This is a genomic window from Burkholderia sp. Bp8991 (assembly GCF_003853795.1).
Taxonomy (GTDB): domain Bacteria; phylum Pseudomonadota; class Gammaproteobacteria; order Burkholderiales; family Burkholderiaceae; genus Burkholderia.
In genome coordinates, this window is sequence record NZ_QTQJ01000038.1 from 40,477 (window position 1) to 59,325 (window position 18,849).

At 65.7% G+C, this 18,849-nt stretch carries 16 protein-coding genes; 6 read left to right on the plus strand and 10 right to left on the minus strand.

Annotation, left to right across the window (positions count from 1 at the left end; all coding sequences use genetic code 11):
• Positions 1-37: 37 nt before the first annotated feature.
• Positions 38-1,228 (plus strand): M20 aminoacylase family protein, encoded by a 1,191-nt coding sequence (locus DIE02_RS30495; protein WP_044845779.1) that lies wholly within the window; start codon positions 38-40, stop codon positions 1,226-1,228.
• Positions 1,229-1,291: 63 nt separating this feature from the next.
• Entirely contained in the window at positions 1,292-2,623 is a 1,332-nt protein-coding gene (locus DIE02_RS30500) for an MFS transporter (RefSeq protein ID WP_124530126.1), read from the plus strand.
• Positions 2,624-2,861: 238 nt separating this feature from the next.
• On the opposite strand, the gene DIE02_RS30505 is transcribed toward DIE02_RS30500, so the two are convergent.
• Positions 2,862-3,650 (minus strand): IclR family transcriptional regulator, encoded by a 789-nt coding sequence (locus DIE02_RS30505; RefSeq protein ID WP_185702670.1) that lies wholly within the window; start codon positions 3,648-3,650, stop codon positions 2,862-2,864.
• Between the two features lie 226 nt (positions 3,651-3,876).
• Here DIE02_RS30505 and pcaF point away from each other — a divergent pair, with 226 nt between their 5' ends.
• Positions 3,877-5,079 carry a 3-oxoadipyl-CoA thiolase gene (pcaF, locus tag DIE02_RS30510; RefSeq protein WP_124530128.1) on the plus strand — a complete coding sequence of 401 codons (1,203 nt, stop codon included), beginning with the start codon at positions 3,877-3,879 and terminating at the stop codon, positions 5,077-5,079.
• A gap of 102 nt (positions 5,080-5,181) precedes the next feature.
• On the opposite strand, the gene DIE02_RS30515 is transcribed toward pcaF, so the two are convergent.
• The 3 genes from DIE02_RS30515 to DIE02_RS30525 form a co-directional block, all read right to left on the minus strand.
• On the minus strand, positions 5,182-5,658 hold the full coding sequence (locus DIE02_RS30515) for a DUF523 domain-containing protein (protein ID WP_409364376.1): 477 nt from the start codon (positions 5,656-5,658) through the stop codon (positions 5,182-5,184).
• Positions 5,659-5,772: 114 nt separating this feature from the next.
• A complete protein-coding gene (locus DIE02_RS30520) occupies positions 5,773-6,333 on the minus strand; it encodes a GNAT family N-acetyltransferase (protein ID WP_124530130.1) in 561 nt (186 codons plus the stop codon).
• Positions 6,330-7,187: a bifunctional 2-polyprenyl-6-hydroxyphenol methylase/3-demethylubiquinol 3-O-methyltransferase UbiG gene (locus tag DIE02_RS30525; RefSeq protein ID WP_124530131.1), complete on the minus strand. Its 858-nt coding sequence runs from the start codon at positions 7,185-7,187 to the stop codon at positions 6,330-6,332. The genes DIE02_RS30520 and DIE02_RS30525 overlap by 4 nt, the downstream gene beginning before the upstream one ends.
• Positions 7,188-7,498: 311 nt before the next feature.
• On the opposite strand from DIE02_RS30525, the gene DIE02_RS30530 reads away from it, so the two are divergent.
• Entirely contained in the window at positions 7,499-9,043 is a 1,545-nt protein-coding gene (locus DIE02_RS30530) for a PAS domain-containing methyl-accepting chemotaxis protein (RefSeq protein ID WP_124530132.1), read from the plus strand.
• Between the two features lie 409 nt (positions 9,044-9,452).
• Entirely contained in the window at positions 9,453-10,997 is a 1,545-nt protein-coding gene (locus DIE02_RS30540; RefSeq protein ID WP_124530134.1) for a PAS domain-containing methyl-accepting chemotaxis protein, read from the plus strand.
• Positions 10,998-11,065: 68 nt separating this feature from the next.
• Here DIE02_RS30540 and DIE02_RS30545 read toward each other — a convergent pair whose 3' ends face one another.
• The 6 genes from DIE02_RS30545 to DIE02_RS30570 all read right to left on the minus strand — a co-directional run bounded on the left by DIE02_RS30545 (position 11,066) and on the right by DIE02_RS30570 (position 17,177).
• The gene (locus DIE02_RS30545; RefSeq protein WP_124530135.1) at positions 11,066-11,515 is read right to left on the minus strand and encodes a hypothetical protein; all 450 of its coding nucleotides are present in this window, start codon (positions 11,513-11,515) and stop codon (positions 11,066-11,068) included.
• A gap of 415 nt (positions 11,516-11,930) precedes the next feature.
• Entirely contained in the window at positions 11,931-12,389 is a 459-nt protein-coding gene (locus DIE02_RS30550) for a hypothetical protein (protein ID WP_260441536.1), read from the minus strand.
• Positions 12,382-13,029 carry a M35 family metallo-endopeptidase gene (locus DIE02_RS30555; protein WP_124530136.1) on the minus strand — a complete coding sequence of 216 codons (648 nt, stop codon included), beginning with the start codon at positions 13,027-13,029 and terminating at the stop codon, positions 12,382-12,384. The genes DIE02_RS30550 and DIE02_RS30555 overlap by 8 nt, the downstream gene beginning before the upstream one ends.
• Positions 13,030-13,033: 4 nt before the next feature.
• The gene (locus DIE02_RS30560; protein ID WP_124530137.1) at positions 13,034-13,570 is read right to left on the minus strand and encodes a PAAR domain-containing protein; all 537 of its coding nucleotides are present in this window, start codon (positions 13,568-13,570) and stop codon (positions 13,034-13,036) included.
• Between the two features lie 764 nt (positions 13,571-14,334).
• Positions 14,335-15,804, minus strand: a complete 1,470-nt coding sequence (gabD, locus tag DIE02_RS30565) for an NADP-dependent succinate-semialdehyde dehydrogenase (RefSeq protein WP_124530138.1) — start codon at positions 15,802-15,804, stop codon at positions 14,335-14,337.
• 89 nt (positions 15,805-15,893) lie between these two features.
• Positions 15,894-17,177, minus strand: coding sequence for a 4-aminobutyrate--2-oxoglutarate transaminase (locus DIE02_RS30570; RefSeq protein ID WP_124486152.1), 1,284 nt, complete (start codon positions 17,175-17,177; stop codon positions 15,894-15,896).
• A 126-nt stretch (positions 17,178-17,303) separates the two neighbouring features.
• On the opposite strand from DIE02_RS30570, the gene DIE02_RS30575 reads away from it, so the two are divergent.
• Positions 17,304-18,812: a PLP-dependent aminotransferase family protein gene (locus tag DIE02_RS30575; RefSeq protein ID WP_124486153.1), complete on the plus strand. Its 1,509-nt coding sequence runs from the start codon at positions 17,304-17,306 to the stop codon at positions 18,810-18,812.
• Positions 18,813-18,849: the final 37 nt, after the last annotated feature.

Genomic DNA, 18,849 nt, shown 5'->3' on the forward strand with positions numbered 1-18,849 from the left:
TGCGGCTGACACGCTGACGATCAGCAGGAGCCGCTTGATGACCACCGACGCCCGATTCACCGAAATCGAGGATCTGATGCCCGCCGCCGGCGGGTTGCGCGAGATCCGCCATCACATTCACCGCCACCCGGAACTCGCGTACGAGGAGCACGAAACGGCGGCGCTCGTCGCGGACAAGCTCGAGCAGTGGGGCTGGCAGGTGACGCGCGGGGTCGGCAAGACGGGCGTGGTCGGCACGCTGCGCGCGGGCGACGGCACGCGCAGCATCGGCATCCGCGCCGACATGGACGCGCTGCCGATCCTCGAGGCGACCGGCCTGCCTTATGCGAGCGGCACGCACGGCAAGATGCACGCGTGCGGCCACGACGGCCACACGACGATGCTGCTCGGTGCCGCGCAGCACCTCGCGAAGACGCGCAATTTCTCCGGCACCGTGCACCTGTATTTCCAGCCGGCGGAAGAGCACGGCGTCGACAGCGGTGCGAAGAAGATGATCGACGACGGCCTGTTCGAGCGCTTTCCGTGCGATGCGGTGTTCGGCATGCACAACCATCCGGGCGCGGCACCCGGCGTGTTCCTCACGCGGCGCGGCCCGTTCATGTCGGCCGGCGACAAGGCGATCATCTCGATCGAGGGCGTCGGCGGCCACGCGGCGCGGCCGCACCTGACGGTCGATCCGGTGGTCGTCGCGGCCAGCATCGTGATGGCGCTGCAGACGATCGTCGCGCGCAACGTCGACCCGTCGCAGCCGGCGGTCGTCACGGTCGGCTCGATGCACGCGGGCACCGCGAACAACGTGATCCCGAACGGCGCGCGTCTCGAACTCAGCGTGCGTTCGTTCAGCCCCGACGTGCGCGCGCTGCTCAAGCGCCGCATCGTCGAGCTCGCCGAGTCGCAGGCCGCGAGCTATGGCGCGACCGCGCACGTCGAGTACATCGAAGGCTATCCGGTCGTCGTCAATACGGATGCCGAAACGGATTTCGCCGCGCAGGTCGCGCGCGAACTGGTCGGCGACGCGCATGTGGTCGAGCAGGCCGACCTGCTGATGGGCAGCGAGGATTTCGCGTTCATGCTGCAGCAGCGGCCCGGCTCGTTCGTGCGGCTCGGCAACGGCGAAGGCGAGGACGGCTGCATGGTGCACAACCCGAAGTACGACTTCAACGATCGCAACCTGCCGATCGGCGCGGCGTTCTGGACGCGCCTCGTGGAGCGTTACCTCGGGCAGTAACCCCGGCGGCGGCACGCGACGAGCGGCCGGCGCTTCCGGCCGCATTGAGAGGAGAGACGAACGATGCAGAAAGACCATCTCGCGCTGCACCCCGCTTCGACGGGCGCCGCCGCAACCGATGCGCATGGCGCGCCGGCCGTCACGAAGCGCGGCGCGATCGCGGCGGCCGTGATCGGCAACTGGCTGGAGTTCTTCGATTTCACCGTGTACGGCTTTTTCGCGGTGCTGATCGGCAAGCTGTTCTTCCCGTCGAGCGATCCGACCACGTCGCTCTTGCTGTCGGTCGCGACGTTCGCCGCCGGTTTCTTCACGCGGCCGCTCGGCAGCGTCGTGCTCGGCGTCTATGCGGACCGCAAGGGCCGCAAGGCCGCGCTGAACCTGACCATCATGCTGATGGCGCTCGGCACCGGCCTGATCGCGATCGCGCCGACCTACGCGCAGGTCGGCGTGGCCGCGCCGCTGCTGGTGGTCTTCGCGCGGCTGATGCAGGGCTTCTCGCAGGGCGGCGAGTTCGGCGCGGCGACGTCCACGCTGATCGAGCAGGGCGGCACGTCGCATCGCGCGTTCCGCGCGAGCTGGCAGCTCGCGACGCAGGGCGGTGCGGCGCTGATGGGTTCGGGCTTCGCGGCGCTGCTGTCGAACACGCTGACGAAGGACGCGCTCGAGGGCTGGGGCTGGCGCCTGCCGTTCCTCGTGGGCGTGCTGATCGCGCCGGTGGGCATGTACTTGCGGCGCCGGCTCGCGGACGATGCGCCCGGCGACAACCACCACGGAATCGAACGCGGCGTGCTGCGCGAGCTGTTCTCTCAGCACACGCGCACGGTGCTGCTGCTGATGCTGACGGTGATGGGCGGCACGGTGTCGACCTACATCCTGACCTTCTACATGCCGACCTATGCGATCCACACGCTCGGGCTGCCGATGAAGCTGTCGATGTTCGTCGGCGTCGCGTCGGGCTGCGTGATGCTGGTGACGTGTCCGCTGTTCGGCTGGCTGTCGGACCGCCTCGGCAGCCGGCGCCTGCCGATCTTCGTCGGGCGCGGCGTGCTGGTGCTGCTGCTGTTCCCGGCGTTCTGGCTGATGAACCATCATCCGACGCTGTCGGTGATCCTGCCGCTGACCGCGCTGATGCTGCTGTTCTATTCGCTCGGGTCGGCTTCCGAAATGGCGCTGATGTGCGAATCGCTGCCGCGCCACGTACGCGCGACGGGCATTTCGATCGCATATGCGCTCGCGGTGACGATCTTCGGCGGCACCGCGCAGCTGATCGCGACCTGGCTGGTGAAGACGACGGGCAGCAAGCTCGCGCCGGCCGGCTATGTGGCCGCGTGCGTGGTGCTGTCGCTGGTCGCGGTCGCGATGCTGCGCGAGACGGCGCGCGAGTCGATGGACTGATGCGGGATGCCGCTGTCCGAAGCGACGCGGTGCAATTTCGTTCTCGTCAAATTGACGGGGCTGTGCCGCATCCTTAAATTGGGCGATGCGGAGGGAGCTCCGCGTTCCGAGAGAAGGACGTTGCAAGCAGAGTCTGAGGGTTGAGCGGGCGGCTTATGCCGCCCGTCTTTATATCCGCGCTATCCGCGTTTATATGCGCGAATGACCGTGTTGCCGATCCGGCGGGCGAAGTCACCGCTCACCCGCGCCGCGCGACCAGTTCCGACACCGTCTGCGCGGCCTGCTGCAGCGGCCCGAGAAACTCCCTCACCATCTGCTTCGCGGTGTGCCGCTGCGCGTTGCCGCTGATGTTCATCGCGGCGATCACCTGTCCGCGCCGGTTGCGGATCGGCGCGGAGATCGACATCAAGCCCACTTCGAGTTCCTGGTCGACCACGGCCCAGCCTTGCTGGCGCACCTGTGCGATCGTCGCCTTCAGTTCGGCGATGTCGGTGATCGTGCGCGGGGTATGCGCGCGGATGCCGCTCTGCGCGAGCGTTTCGTCGAGCGCCGCGTCGTCCAGCGCGGACAGCAGCACGCGGCCCATCGACGTGCAGTACGCGGGCAGGCGGCTGCCGATCGACAGGTTGATCGTCATGATCTTGCGGGTCGGCACGCGCAGCACGTAGACGATCTCGGTGCGGTCGAGCACGGCGGCCGAGCAGCTTTCGTGGATCTGCGCGGACAACTGCTCCATCACCGGATCGGCGAGATTCCAGAACGGCATCGACGTGAGATACGCGAAGCCGAGCTCGAGGATCTTCGGCGTGAGCCGGAACAGCCGGCCGTCCGCCTCGACGTAGCCGAGCGTCTGCAGCGTCAGCAGGATCCGGCGTGCGCCGGCGCGCGTGAGCCCGGTGGCCGAGGCGACCTCGGTGAGCGTCTGCTCCGGGCGCTGGGCGTCGAATGCGCGGATCACCGCGAGGCCGCGCGCGAACGACTGCACATAAGAGTCGCCCGGTTTCGTCTGGATGTCTTCGGTTGTCATGAACGGTCGGATTGTCGTGCAGCCGAGAAGATAGCGCATGGGGCCTGACACGCCAACCGCACGGCGGACCGGGCGCTTGACAGGTCGTCCCCGCACTCCCTATGATGCGTTGAACGTTCGATACACGATCGTATGTTCGTATATAGAACATTTAAGCGCATCCCGGCGGGCAAAGCAAGGGGCGCGTTTCACTCACTTCCCAGCTTGCATGAGACCGGAGACACTGATGACCGAAGCTTTTCTGTGTGATGCGATTCGTACCCCGATCGGCCGCTACGGCGGCGCGCTCTCCGGCGTGCGCGCCGACGACCTCGGCGCGGTGCCGCTCAAGGCGCTCGTCGAGCGCAACCGCAACGTCGACTGGGCGGCCATCGACGACGTGATCTACGGCTGTGCGAACCAGGCCGGTGAGGACAACCGCAACGTCGCGCGCATGTCTGCGCTGCTCGCGGGTTTGCCGGAGGGCGTGCCGGGTTCGACGATCAACCGCCTGTGCGGTTCCGGGATGGACGCGGTCGGCGTGGCCGCGCGCGCGATCAAGTCGGGCGAGGCCGCGCTGATGGTGGCCGGCGGCGTCGAAAGCATGACGCGCGCGCCGTTCGTGATGGGCAAGGCCGCCAGCGCGTTCGCGCGCCAGGCCGACATCTACGACACGACGATCGGCTGGCGCTTCGTCAATCCGCTGATGAAACAGTTGCATGGCGTCGATTCGATGCCGGAGACGGCCGAAAACGTCGCTGTCGACTACAACGTCAGCCGCGCCGATCAGGACCTGTTCGCGTTGCGCAGCCAGCAGAAGGCCGCGCGTGCGCAGCAGGACGGCACGCTCGCCGAGGAAATCGTACCGGTCACGATTCCGCAGAAGAAGGGCGACCCGGTCGTCTTTGCGCGTGACGAGCATCCGCGCGAAACGTCGCTCGAGACACTCGCGAAGCTGAAGGGCGTCGTGCGCCCGGACGGCTCGGTGACGGCCGGCAACGCGTCGGGCGTCAATGACGGCGCCGCCGCGCTGCTGCTCGCGAACGCGGAAGCCGCGAAGCGCTTCGGCCTGACGCCGCGTGCGCGCGTGCTCGGTATCGCGACGGCTGGCGTCGCGCCGCGCGTGATGGGCATCGGCCCGGCGCCGGCCACGCAGAAGCTGCTCGCGCGGCTCGGGATGACGATCGACCAGTTCGACGTGATCGAGCTGAACGAGGCGTTCGCGTCGCAGGGTCTCGCGGTGCTGCGCATGCTCGGCGTCGCCGACGACGATCCGCGCGTGAACCCGAACGGGGGCGCGATCGCGCTCGGCCATCCGCTCGGCGCGTCGGGCGCGCGTCTCGTGACGACCGCGATGTACCAGCTGCATCGCACCAACGGCCGCTTCGCACTGTGCACGATGTGCATCGGCGTCGGCCAGGGTATCGCGATCGCGATCGAGCGCGTCTGATCGCGCGATGCGGCGAAGCGCGCGGAATGCGCGCCGCTTAGCCCTGCCTTTCCGGACGATGTGGCCGGCACGAGAAGATCGTCGTGTCGGCCACATCGTCATTCAGCCTCGTGATAGCCGCGCGATGTGCGCCGCGAGCGCGTCGATCTCGGTATCCGCGAACACCTCGATGCCATGCTGGCGCAGCAACGCCGCCGTCACGCCGGCACCGGCATGCCGCCGGCCCGCAAAACTCCCGTCGTAAATGAAGCTGCTTCCGCACGACGGACTTCCGTCCGCCAGGATCGCGAAGCGGCAGTCGTGCGCGCGTGCCAGCGCGAGCGCGGTGTGCGCGCCGTCGACGAACGGGGCCGTCACGTCGGTGCCGTGCACGTCGACGATGCGCGCGGCACCCGACAGCACGTGTTGCCCCGATTCACCTGCCGCGATCTCGGCGGGCGGACGCGGCACGCTCAATCCCCCTGCCAGTTCCGGACACACGGGCACCAGACGCCCTTCACGCCGCCATCGTGCGAGCGTTTCATGCGCGGCGGTCCTCGCCGAGCCGTTGTAGCGGACGGGGTGGCCGAGCACGCACATGCTGACGAGGATCTTCGGCGTGACCGGCGGCTGCGGCGGGTTCTGCAATGTCGTTCTCCGTGCGGGTGTTGTCGGGCGAGCGGAAATGCTGCGCGCAGGTGGCGTACGCGCGCGTCAGGCCGTCGGCGCTTCCAGGTGGATGTCCTCCGGCTCGAGCGCGTACAACGCCGGGTCGGGCGATGCGCTGACGGTGAAACCGAGGCGCAGGTAGAAGTCGATCGTGCGCTGCGACGGCGTCGCGGACACGTAGAGCCGTGCGGCGCCCATCGTCCGTGCCTGCGCGCGGGCCGCGCGATAGAGATGCTCGCCGAGCCCGCAACCGCGCCAGTCCCGGCTCACGTGCAGGAACTTCAGCTGCAGCATGTCGCGTCGTGGGCCGAGCGGATCGGCGTCCACGATGACCGCCGCGACCAGCCGCGCGCCGTCGAACATGCCGAGACACCAGCCGCCGCGATCGTGGCAGTCGAGCAGGATCGGCGTGTAGTGCTCGGCTTCGCCGTCGGGCCAGCCGGCAACGTCGTAGAACTCGGGCACGAGGCGCAGCGTACCGTCGCGCAGCACGTACAGGTGCTCGATGATCTCGCGCCGGTCGATGGTCCACACGAGCGGCACGTCGTCGCGCGCAAGGAGGCGGATGGACAGCGCGTCGCGCTCGGCGGCGGTGCGGCGCATCATGCGGCCACCCGGTGCGCGGCGATCCCGTACATCAGCGGCAGGCGCGGCATTCCGTCGGGCGGCACCATCCGGCGGCCTTCCAGCTCGCGCATGCCGTCGAAGCCCTTCCAGCCGTTCGAGTACGGATATTCGGTCAGGCGGTCGATCGCGAGCCCGGCCGACACGAGCGCATTCACCACGTCGCCGATGCCCCACATGAACTCGTAGCTCGGATGCGGGTTCGCGAAATCGACGACACCCGGGTGGTCGTGCTGCGCGCCGAGCCCCGTGCCGGACGCCGCGACGTAATCGCCGACGCCTGCGGGCTCCTCGGTCGCGTCGACCTTGAAGTAGTCGTAGCGCGGCTGCCAGTGTTCGTCGAAATACAGCGCGAACGGATGGAACTCGACCATCGCAAAGCGGCCGCCCGGCGCGAGCAGCGCGGCGATCCCCCGCGCCCATGCGCCCAGGTCCGACAGCCAGCAGATCGCGCCGTACGACGTGAACACGCGATCGAAGCGCTCGCCGCGAGCGGCGGCCTCGGGCATCCAGTCGAGCACGTCGGCGCGCTCGAAGCGCGCGGGCAGGCCCGCGTCGGCCGACAGTTGCCGAGCGAAGCCGATCGCTTCGTCCGAGATGTCGACGCCGGTTGCGTCCGCGCCGTCGCGCACGAGGCTCAGCGTGTCCTGTCCCGCGTTGCATTGCAGATGCAGGAGCCGCAGGCCCGCGAGATCGCCGAGCAACTCGCGTTCTTCCGGAAACAGCGTCGAGCCGCCATTGCGGAAAAACGCCGCCTGATCGCCTTTATGGCTGTTGTGCGCGACCGTCGCCGTATTCCAGGACAGCCGATTCAGTTCGTGCAATTCCTTTTTCATCGAATTCGAATTCCGGTTGAATGGAGCAGGATAAGTCAAATCGTTTCGCCGTATGCAACGGGTGCCGGAATTGGCATGCCGGGCGGCGCGTCGTGACAGTCGGATAAACGCGCCTGGCGATTATCGCCGGAATATTTGATCGAAATCATGGTAATGGCCGGATTGCATATTTTTTGCGCGACAGGATTAAGGTTTTTCGATGAATTGCCGACAGTAAGGACGAGAGTGTCGTAAAGCGATCAACCGTTTTTCGGCTACTGAGCGTGATTTCAGCGCGGCGCGGACAACAGATCCGCCTTTCGGAGCCTTGCATGCGCAATAACCAGCCTGTTACCCAACAGGAATTCGATTTTCCCGACGACGTCACGCTGATGTCGACGACCGATGCCGACAGCTATATCACCTACGCGAACACGACGTTCTCGCAGGTGAGCGGCTTCTCGAACGAGGAGCTCGTCGGCCAGCCGCACAATGCCGTGCGCCACCCGGACATGCCGAAGGAGGCCTTCGCCGACATGTGGGCGACGCTCAAGGGCGGCGAGCCGTGGACCGCGCTCGTGAAGAACCGCCGCAAGAACGGCGACCACTACTGGGTGCGTGCGAACGCGATTCCGGTGATGCGCAACGGCGCGCCGCAGGGCTACATGTCGGTGCGCACGAAGGCGCCGAGCGATGAAACCAAGGCCGCCGATGCGCTGTATCGCGCGTTTCGCGAAGGCAAGGCCGGCCGGCGCCGGTTCCACAAGGGGCTCGTGATCCGTACCGGGCTGCTGCGCATCGCGTCGCTGCCGCAGACGATGTCGGTGCGCGCACGCGTGCATTCGGCGCTGTGCGTGCTGGCGCCGGTGGTCGCCGGCGCCGGCTGGGCATGCGGGCTGACCGGCGGCGGGCTCGCGGTGTTTGCCGGCGTGACGGTCGGCGTGGCGGCCGCGGCCGGCTGGTGGCTCGACGCGCAGATCGTGCAACCGTTGAAGCGGCTGCACGAGCAGGCGCTGAACGTCGCGACCGGTGAAAGCCGGCGCGGCGCGCGGATGAACCGCGTCGACGAGATCGGCATGACGCTGCGCACGATCAACCAGCTCGGGCTGATGTTCCGCTGGCTCGTCGACGACGTCAGCGAACAGGTGCTGAACGTGCAGCGCGCGAGCAACGAGATCGCGCAGGGCAACAACGACCTGAGCGCGCGCACCGAGCAGGCCGCGTCGAGCGTGCAGGAAACGGCCGCATCGATGGCCGAGATGACGGCGACGGTGTCGAGCAACGCGGAGACGGCACTGCAGGCGAACCAGCTGTCGGTGTCGGCGAGCGACGCGGCCGAGCGCGGCGGGCAGGCGGTGAGCGAGATCGTCACGACGATGAGCGACATCACCGACAGCTCGCGCAGGATTGCGGACATCATCGGCGTGATCGACGGTATTGCATTCCAGACCAACATCCTCGCGCTGAACGCGGCGGTCGAGGCCGCGCGTGCAGGCGAGCAGGGGCGCGGTTTCGCGGTGGTCGCCGGCGAAGTGCGCGCGCTCGCGCAGCGCAGCGCGAACGCGGCAAAGGAGATCAAGACGCTGATCGGCGCGAGCGTCGAACGCGTGGAGTCGGGCGCACGACGCGTGGATGAGGCCGGCAGGACGATGGAGGACATCGTCACGCAGGTGAAGCGCGTGTCGGATCTCATTGCGGAGATCAGTTCGTCGACGGCCGAGCAGAGCACGGGTGTCGCGCAGGTCGACCAGGCGGTGGTGCATCTGGACAACATCACGCAGCAGAACGCGGCGCTCGTCGAGCAGAGCACGGCGGCGTCGGAGAGCCTGAAGCAGCAGGCGACGCGGCTCGTGGATGCGGTGAACGTGTTCAGGTGATGGCCGCAAGCGCGCGCGACGCGCGGACTCGATCGATGCGTCCCGAGCGTCGCGCGTCACGCACATTCATTTTTTTGATTCGAACAAGTCGACTCAAACGAGAAATATTCGTATTCCGGATATGTGGTCTTGCATTAAATCGAACCGGACGAATGGCGATCAATAATCAGATGAATGTCCGTGAAACCGTTTCCCAGCATGGTGTTTAGTTTCATCCATAAACAAATAATTCGGTAAAAACAAGATGATGCATAAGTAATGCATATTTACCCCAATACACCATAATGTTTTCGTGAAATTTGCCGAAAGCGCAGGAGCCAGGCCAGCGCGCATGCGGATCGACCGCGGTGCGCGGGTCTCGAATCCATCGACAAGCGGACGCAAGATCCGTTACCCGGAGATCCTCACCATGCGCAATAACCAACCCGTCACGCAACGCGAATTCGACTTTCCCGATGACGCGACGCTGATGTCGACGACCGATGCCGACAGCTACATCACGTATGCAAACGCGGCATTCATCCAGGTCAGTGGATTTTCTCCCGACGAGATCGAACGTCAGCCGCACAACGTCGTGCGTCACCCGGACATGCCGAAGGAGGCCTTCGCCGACATGTGGGCGACGCTCAAGGGCGGCGAGCCGTGGACCGCGCTCGTGAAGAACCGCCGCAAGAACGGCGACCACTACTGGGTGCGCGCGAACGCGATCCCGGTGATGCGCAACGGGCAGCCGAAGGGTTACATGTCGGTGCGCACGAAGGCGACGCGCGACGAGATCGCGGCCGCCGAAGCGCTGTATCGCGATTTCCGCGAAGGCAAGGCTGGCAATCGCCGTTTCCACAAGGGGTTGATCGTCCGCACGGGCGCGATGCGTGTCGCGTCGCTGTTCCAGACGATGTCGGTGCGCGCGCGCGTGCATTCGACGCTGTGCGTGCTGGCGCCGGCCGTCGTCGGTGCGGGCTGGGCATGCGGGCTGCCCGGCGGCACGCTCGCGGCATTTGCCGGCGCGGCGGTCGGCGTGACGGCGGCAGCCGGCCTGTGGCTCGATGTGCAGATCGTGCGGCCGCTTCGACAGTTGCGCGACGAGGCGTTGCGCGTGGCGACCGGCGAGAGCCGCAGCGGCGTGCGGATGAACCGCGTCGACGAGATCGGCATGACGCTGCGCACGATCAACCAGCTCGGGCTGATGTTCCGCTGGCTCGTCGACGATGTCAGCGAACAGGTGCTGAACGTGCAGCGCGCGAGCAATGAGATCGCGCAGGGCAACAACGACCTGAGCGCGCGCACCGAGCAGGCATCGACGAGCGTGCAGCAGACGGCCGCATCGATGGCCGAGATGACGGCGACCGTGTCGAGCAATGCGGAGACGGCGCTGCAGGCGAACCAGCTGTCGGTGTCGGCGAGCGAAGCCGCCGGGCGCGGCGGGCAGGCGGTGAGCGAGGTCGTCGCGACGATGAACGACATCACGGCCAGCTCGCGAAAGATCTCGGACATCATCGGCGTGATCGACGGCATCGCGTTCCAGACCAACATCCTTGCGCTGAACGCGGCGGTGGAGGCGGCACGGGCCGGCGATCAGGGGCGCGGCTTCGCGGTGGTCGCCGGCGAGGTGCGTGCGCTCGCGCAGCGCAGCGCGAATGCGGCGAAGGAGATCAAGACGTTGATCGGCGCGAGCGTCGAGCGGGTCGAATCGGGCGCGCGGATCGTCGATGGCGCGGGCAAGACGATGGAGGACATCGTCACGCAGGTGAAGCGCGTGTCGGATCTCATTGCGGAGATCAGCTCGTCGACGGCCGAGCAGAGCACGGGTGTCGCGCAGGTCGACCAGGCGGTGGTGCATCTGGACAACATCACGCAGCAGAACGCGGCGCTCGTCGAACAGAGCACGGCGGCGTCGGAAAGCCTGAAGCAGCAGGCGACGCGGCTGGTGGAGGCGGTGAACGTGTTTCGTTGATGGCGGGAGCGAGGCAGGAGGATGGCGGCCCGCGTTGTGCGGGCAGGTGCGGTGAGTGTCCTGCTACGTCATTGCGCCCTGGGTATGGGATTCGGGTTCGGGCAACAGTGGTTGGGGCACCCCGGACTGACGTTCACTTCGACGCGTCGCCCGGATTGACCGAACTCGTCCGGCTTGAAAATTTTCCCCGCCAAGGCGCTTTTCTCGCCGCGGATCGAATGCTGATCCAGAACAGCCATCACGTTTTCCGCTCTTTGCGTTGCGAGCTGTTGTGCGTTGTTCTCGGTTCGTTCGGCCAGTCCGATAAGCCAAACCGTATCAATGATCGGAAAGCGCTTGTGCATGTCGGTCGACCATGCCGACAACCTCGAGAGTTCGGTCGGAGAAACCGCACTCGAATCCGCATCGAAAACAATATCGATGTAATGGGCGGGCATGTTCGACGCGCCGTCACAGGCGAACGCTGCCTGTGCGCAGCTCAACGCGAGCGCGGCGGTGGTCAGGAATTTAGTCGCCATCGATATCGTACCCGCGGCGCTGTTGGCATTATTGAATGAGGAGACCCGCATCCGGGATGCGTTCCATGGTCAGCGATTGATGAGTTTGCTGTGTGGCGCTACTCGTGGGTCGTCGCACATCCATGCACAGCTACCTTTATCTTTGATTCGTGATACTGCTAGCCGAACGAGTCACTGCAGAATTTCGAATAGCCGGCAATGCCTCGCTTGTGCGGGCTTGGTTCGCATACGACGGCGTGATTTTGGCCGCTGTCCGGCAGGCTTGCACAATTGGATTCCTGTTGTCGGAGAGTCTGAAGCAGCGGGCGACGCGGCCGGTGGAGGCGCTCAACCTGTTCCGCTAATCACGGGAACCTGCGAGGCAGGAGGAAGACGGCCCGCATCGCGCGGGCCGGCGTGGGTGCGTCGTGCTACCTCATTGCGCTCTGGGTATGGGATTCAGGTTCGGGCAACAGTGGTGAGGGCATCCCGGACCGAATGTGATCTCGACGCGCCGCCCGTTGTCGTCGAACTCGCTCGCGGGAAATGGCAGTTTGTAGATTCGCGCGATCATCGAATTTCGTTCGCCTCGAATCAAGAATTGATCTAACGCGCCTTTGACGTTCGCTGCACGTCGGCGCGCAAGCGCTTGCGCGCTTCGTTCCGTCGGCTCGGCTAATCCGACAACCGACACCACATCGACAATGGGGAAGCGATTGCGCATGTCGTTCGACCATACGGAAAGCTTCGTCAGTTCGGAGGTAGATAGGTCGCTTGAATTGTTGTCGAATCGAACATCAAAATCCCAACCGGGCATGTTCGACGGACCATCGCATGCGAGCGCCGTATGTGCGCAGATCAACACGAGCGTGACGGCAGTGACGACCTTATTCAATGTCAACAACGTACCCCGCGATGCTGTCGGCATTGTTGATTGCCAAGTCCGGGTTTGACCGTCCCCAACCGGGGAGCAAGGGCGTAATCGTGTATTGGTCATCGGTCGACGACATGGTGTCGTGAAAATGGGTGGCTTCGTGAATGATAGTCGACACGTGCGAATCAGCGTTCGCTGTCCACGGGCGCATCGTGCAGAATCGCCCACTGATGGCGATCGTGTGTGTTGCCGTGTCCGGCGCGCATACGTGGGCGGCCTCGTTTGTCGTTCCTCGTGGGTGAGGCGTGCAACCCGTCGCAAGATCGCCAGCGCTGCCGCTTCGAACCACATTGTTCTCGTTGAATGCTCGAACCACGGCAAGCACTTTCGTCAGGCCGGTGAGTAGGTGCATACGCGTGCGCTCGTCGTTCCGACCGAACCATTTGAATACCCGGCCCTTATCGACCTTCGACCACTTTTGTAAATCAGCAATGCGGATCGTCAACCGGTCAATCGCTCGTCCTTGCGCTACGGAAAAAACCTTGCGGAATTCCGAATTGGTCATGTTTTCGCAGATCGGTCGCAAGTCAACATCAGCAAATGTCTGCGATCCCGCGATGGTGTTTGTTGTCGTCTCAGCGACGGTAGTTTGATTTCCCATCGTTTCAATCCTCGATGACCAGCTTCAATGTTTCCGCATGTTCGGTTCGTACGCGCACGGTACAGCCGTGCTGATCGCTCACGCCGGATGCATGCACGTTTCCGGATCGATCCTTGATCCAGTAGCGCACGTTGCTTAGCGGTTGCTTCGTCCTCACGTCGCGGATCACAAATTGATCGCTGTAAATGTCTGATGCCGACGCGTACCGCGTGGGTGGGAATGCCGAATATCCGATGAAGGGAGTAGCCGAGCCATGGCCGCCGCTGTCTTCAATGAAAAACATGCAGTCGTTGCTCGCGACTAAAAAGTTTTGACCGCATGGACAAAGTACCGCGTCGCCCTCGACGGCTACGGCGCGTCCGTCACCGACGACGGATACCGCGCTTCCCGCTATCGGAAACCTTCCCTCGCAATTTCCACACGTCGCTTTGTCGCCATCCAAGGCAATGTGCTTGTCGTCCACGAATATGCTTGCAGTGCTTGCGATAACGATTCCACCTGTCGTCGTTGCGTCGCCGTTCCTGATCGCTCGTCGGCTCATGGCTATGTCCTCAATCGAAGTTGGTAAAGACCCAATCGGCTGACTCCAGGTCATAAATCGCGTATTGGTCGACCGTGAAATTTTGCGAAGGCAATGGACGTAGGCGTGCGCGCGAGTGCTTCTGTTTCCGCATCGGCCTGTGGCGTGTGTCGCTGCTGCACCATCGCGTAAAGCCGGATCGATGAGTGAAGAAAGTACGGGCATGCGGCATGTTGTTCTTCCATGGACTCGGATACCTTGTGTATGGACGAGCCATAGACAGTGGGCGGTAAGACTTTCTCTGTCTATAGAACGTGTACGATTATTATTTTGGAGTCCGACGGAGATTGATGATCCAAAACGATCATCGAGGCCGACGCGAAGGGGTATCGAGCAGAACGCGGCCGAGCGTTATAACCGCCCGTCCGGCATGTCGGAGACTGTTAACGTATGTCACGGCACCACCCGCCGCCGCGGTTCCTGCGTGCGCTGACTCTGCACACCGGGGGCCGTAGGATGACGTGTTCGTGCGCGTGCAAACCGTATCGAGGCGGAGCGCCCAATCTTGCGGTGTGCAGCGAAGTGAGAAATGAGACTGAAACGAAATTCGCGCGATATGACGTATCGGCGGATACGGCGATCGAAATCGGGTGCGCAGAGCGGGGGCGATCTCGTGCGTATCGAGGTGACGCGGGCACGGCGGAGAGGGATACCGGCCCGCGTCGGACCGCCCGGTTCCGGCCGGGCGGTCAGGGCCTGTCGCCGAAGCGCCAGGCCCCGAACCGTCAGACGGCCAGGCAGAGATACTTGATCACGACGTAGTCGTCGATGCCGTAGTGCGAGCCTTCACGGCCGAGGCCCGACTGCTTGACGCCGCCGAACGGCGCGACTTCGTTCGAGATCAGGCCCGTGTTCACGCCGACCATCCCGTACTCGAGCGCTTCGGCGACTTTCCACACGCGGCCGATGTCGCGGCTGTAGAAGTACGCGGCGAGACCGAACTCGGTGTCGTTCGCGAGGCGGATCACCTCGTCGTCGCTGCCGAACTTGAACAGCGGCGCGAGCGGCCCGAACGTCTCTTCCTTCGCGACCTTCATCGCCGGCGTGACGCCCGTCAGCACGGTCGGCTCGAAGAAGCCGTGGCCGAGCGCGTGGCGCTTGCCGCCCGTCACGACGGTCGCGCCCTTCGCGAGCGCGTCCTCGATGTGCGCCTCGACCTTCAGCACGGCCGCTTCGTTGATCAGCGGACCCTGCGTGACGCCCGGCTCCGTGCCGCGGCCGACCTTCAGCTGGCCGACCGCTGCCGCGAGCTTCTGCGCGAACTGCTCGTACACGGCTTCGTGCACGTAGAAGCGGTTCGTGCACACGCACGTCTGGCCGCTGTTGCGGTACTTCGATGCGATCGCGCCCTGCACGGCGGCATCGAGATCGGCGTCGTCGAACACGATGAACGGTGCGTTGCCGCCGAGTTCCAGCGACACCTTCTTGACCGTCGCCGCGCATTGCGACATCAGCAGGCGGCCGACCGGCGTCGAGCCGGTGAACGACAGCTTGCGCACGATCGGGTTCGACGTCAGCTCGCCGCCGATCGCCTTCGGGTCGCCGGTGACGACGCTGAACACGCCGGCCGGCACGCCCGCGCGTTCGGCCAGCACGGCCATCGCGAGGGCCGAGAACGGCGTCGCCTCGGCCGGCTTCACGACGATCGGGCAGCCTGCCGCGAGCGCCGGACCGACCTTGCGGGTGATCATCGCCGCCGGGAAGTTCCACGGCGTGATCGCCGCGCACACGCCGATCGCTTCCTTCGTCACGACGATGCGCTTGTCGCTCGCCGGCGTCGGGATCGTGTCGCCGTACACGCGCTTGCCTTCCTCCGCGAACCACTCGAGGAACGATGCGGCATAGCCGATCTCGCCCTTCGCCTCGGCGAGCGACTTGCCCTGCTCGGTGGTCAGGATCAGCGCGAGGTCGTCGGCGTTTTCCATCATCAGGTCGTGCCACTTGCGCAGGATCGCCGCGCGCTCCTTCGCGGTCTTCTTGCGCCATGCCGGCCATGCGGCGTTCGCGGCCTCGATTGCGTGGCGCGTCTCGGCCGTGCCCATCGCCGGCACGGTGCCGAGCAGGCCGCCGGTTGCCGGATTGCGGACCTCGAACGACTCGCCGTTCGCCGCGCCTTGCCATTCGCCGTTGACATACGCCTGCTGGCGGAACAGCGACAGATCTTTCAGTGCCAGGGTTTCCTGAACGGTGCTCATATGAATCGCCTGCCTTGAAAATGACGGATAAAAAGGCCGCCGCCGTCCTGACGACGGCGGCGGCGCATTCGGTTGACGTGGACCGGAACTCAGGCCGGCACGCCGACCGTTTCCTTCAGCACTTCCTCGAGGATCACGAGCGCTTCGTCGAACACGGCCTGCGGGATCGTCAGCGGGAACAGGAAGCGCACGACGTTCGAGTACACGCCGCACACGAGCAGCAGCAGCCCGCGCTCGAGCGCGCGCGTCTGCACGCGCTTCGTGAATTCCGCGTCCGGCTCGCCCGAACCCGGCTTCAGGAACTCGACCGCGATCATCGCGCCCGGGCCGCGCACGTCGGCGATCTGCGGGACGTCGGCCTGCAGCGAATTCAGCTTCGCCTTCAGCACGTCGCCGAGTTGCGTCGCACGTTCGCACAGCTTCTCTTCGTCGATGATCTCGAGCACCGCGTGCGCCGACGCGACGGCCAGCGGGTTGCCCGCATAGGTGCCGCCGAGGCCGCCGGGCGCCGCTGCGTCCATCACGTCCGCACGGCCGACGACGCCCGACAGCGGCATGCCGCCCGCGAGGCTCTTCGCCATCGTGATCAGGTCGGCCAGCACGTCGTAGTGCTGCATCGCGAACAGCTTGCCGGTACGCGCGAAGCCAGTCTGCACTTCGTCGGCGATCAGCAGGATGCCGTGCTCGTTACAGATCTTGCGCAGCGCGCGCACGAACTCGGCCGGCGCCGGGTTGAAGCCGCCTTCGCCCTGGACCGGTTCGAAGATGATCGCGGCGACGCGCTTCGGATCGATGTCGGCCTTGAACAGCATCTCGATCGCCTTGATCGAGTCGGCCGTCGTCACGCCGTGCAGCGCGTTCGGGTACGGGGCGTGGAACACGTCGCCCGGGAACGGGCCGAAGTTCAGCTTGTACGGGGCGACCTTGCCGGTCAGCGCCATGCCCATCATCGTGCGGCCGTGGAAGCCGCCCGAGAACGCGATCACGCCCGGACGGCCGGTCGCGGCGCGCGCGATCTTGATCGCGTTTTCGACGGCTTCGGCGCCGGTCGTGAAGAACGCGGTCTTCTTCGGGAAGTCGCCCGGCGCGCGTTCGTTGATCTTTTCCGCCAGCTCGACGTACGACGCGTACGGGACGATCTGGTAAGCGGTGTGCGTGAAGCTGTTCAGTTGATCCGCGATCGCCTTGACGATCTTCGGGTGGCGGTGGCCCGTGTTCAGCACCGCGATGCCGGCGGCGAAATCGATGAAGCGGCGGCCTTCGACATCCCACAGCTCCGCGTTCTCGGCGCGGGCTGCGTAGAAATCGCACATCACGCCGACGCCGCGCGGGGTGGCGGCGTTCTTGCGGGCCTGCAGGTCGGCATTCTTCACGGTCATCTCCTTGATGTTCTGTCCGGTGGGATAAAAATCGGCCGCATTGGCAGCCCATGGAGGCGACTATAATCACATTTGGCTCTGGCAATCAGAGCCATTTCAATAAATATTCAGGAGCCAATCATGCGCGCAAGCGTGTTGTCGGACTGGCTGGCGCAGCGCCTCGTGCGCGGCGGCGAACAGCCGATCTACCGGCAGCTGCACCGGCTGCTGCAGCAGGCGATCCTGTCGCGCGAACTGCCGGCCGGCACGCGCGTGCCGTCGTCGCGGCTGCTGGCGGCCGAGCTCGGGATCGCCCGCAACACGGTCACGCAGGTTTACGAACAGCTTGCGCTCGAAGGTTATGTGAACTCGGCGACGGGGCGCGGCACGTTCGTCGCCGACAGCGCGCCGGACGAGATCGTCGGCGCGTCGCCCGACCCGGCCGCCGGCCCGGCGGTGGCGCCATCGTCCGCGCGGCGGCTGTCCGCGCGCGGCACGCGGCTCGTCGAGGGCGCGGGCGTGTCGAAGCGCCAGGGCGGCGCGTTCATGCCCGGCGTGCCCGATGTGTCGCGCTTTCCGGCGCGCGTGTGGACGCGGCTGCACAACAAGTACTGGCGGAGATTGCGCCCCGATTTGCTGACCTACGCGCCGGGCGGCGGGCTCGCGCTGCTGCGCGAGGCGCTGGCCGACTACCTGCGCACGTCGCGTTCGGTGCGTTGCACGCCCGAGCAGATCGTGATCACGACCGGGATCCACCAGTCGATCGACCTCGCGGTGCGGCTCCTGACCGATCCGGGCGACGCGATCTGGACCGAGGATCCGTGCTACTGGGGCGTGCGCAGCGTGCTGAACGTGTCGGGGCTGACCACGCGGCCGATTCCGGTCGACGACGAAGGGATCGCGCCGTCGGCCGCCGATCTCGCCGAGCCGCCGAAGCTGATGCTCGTCACGCCGTCGCACCAGTATCCGCTCGGGATGGTGATGAGTCTCGCGCGGCGGCGGATGCTGCTCGAATACGCGCGCCAGCACGGCTGCTGGATCATCGAGGACGACTACGACAGCGAATTCCGCTACGGCAGCCGGCCGCTCGCGTCGCTGCAGGGGCTCGATACGGCCGGGCAGGTGATCTACGTCGGCAGTTTCGGCAAGACGCTGTTCCCGGGGCTGCGCGTCGGTTACCTCGTCGCGCCAGAGCCGCTCGCGGAAAGCTTCGCGACCGCGAGCGCCGAGCTGTATCGCGAAGGGCAGCTGCTGCAGCAGGCGGTGCTCGCCGAGTTCATCGCGGAAGGGCACTTCGTGTCGCATATCCGCAAGATGCGCACGCTGTACGGGCAGCGCCGCGAGGTGCTGCTCGATGCGGTCGCGCGCCGCTACGGCGACACGCTGCAGGCACTCGGCAGCGATGCGGGGCTGCATCTCGTCACGCGGCTGCCGGACGGGGTCGACGATCGCGCGGTCGCGCAGGCCGCGCTCGAACGCAACATCGTCGTGCGGCCGCTGTCCGGTTACTACGCGGAGCGCGAGCGCGCGGCGTCGGGGTTGCTGCTCGGCTATGCGTGCGTGCCGGAGGACGAGATCGCGACGGCGTTCGCGACGCTGGCCGAGGCGATCGACGAGCGGGCGTTCGACGGGATGATTGCGGCGGCTTGACGTGTGCGGCAGTTGAGGTGACGACCAACGCTCGAGA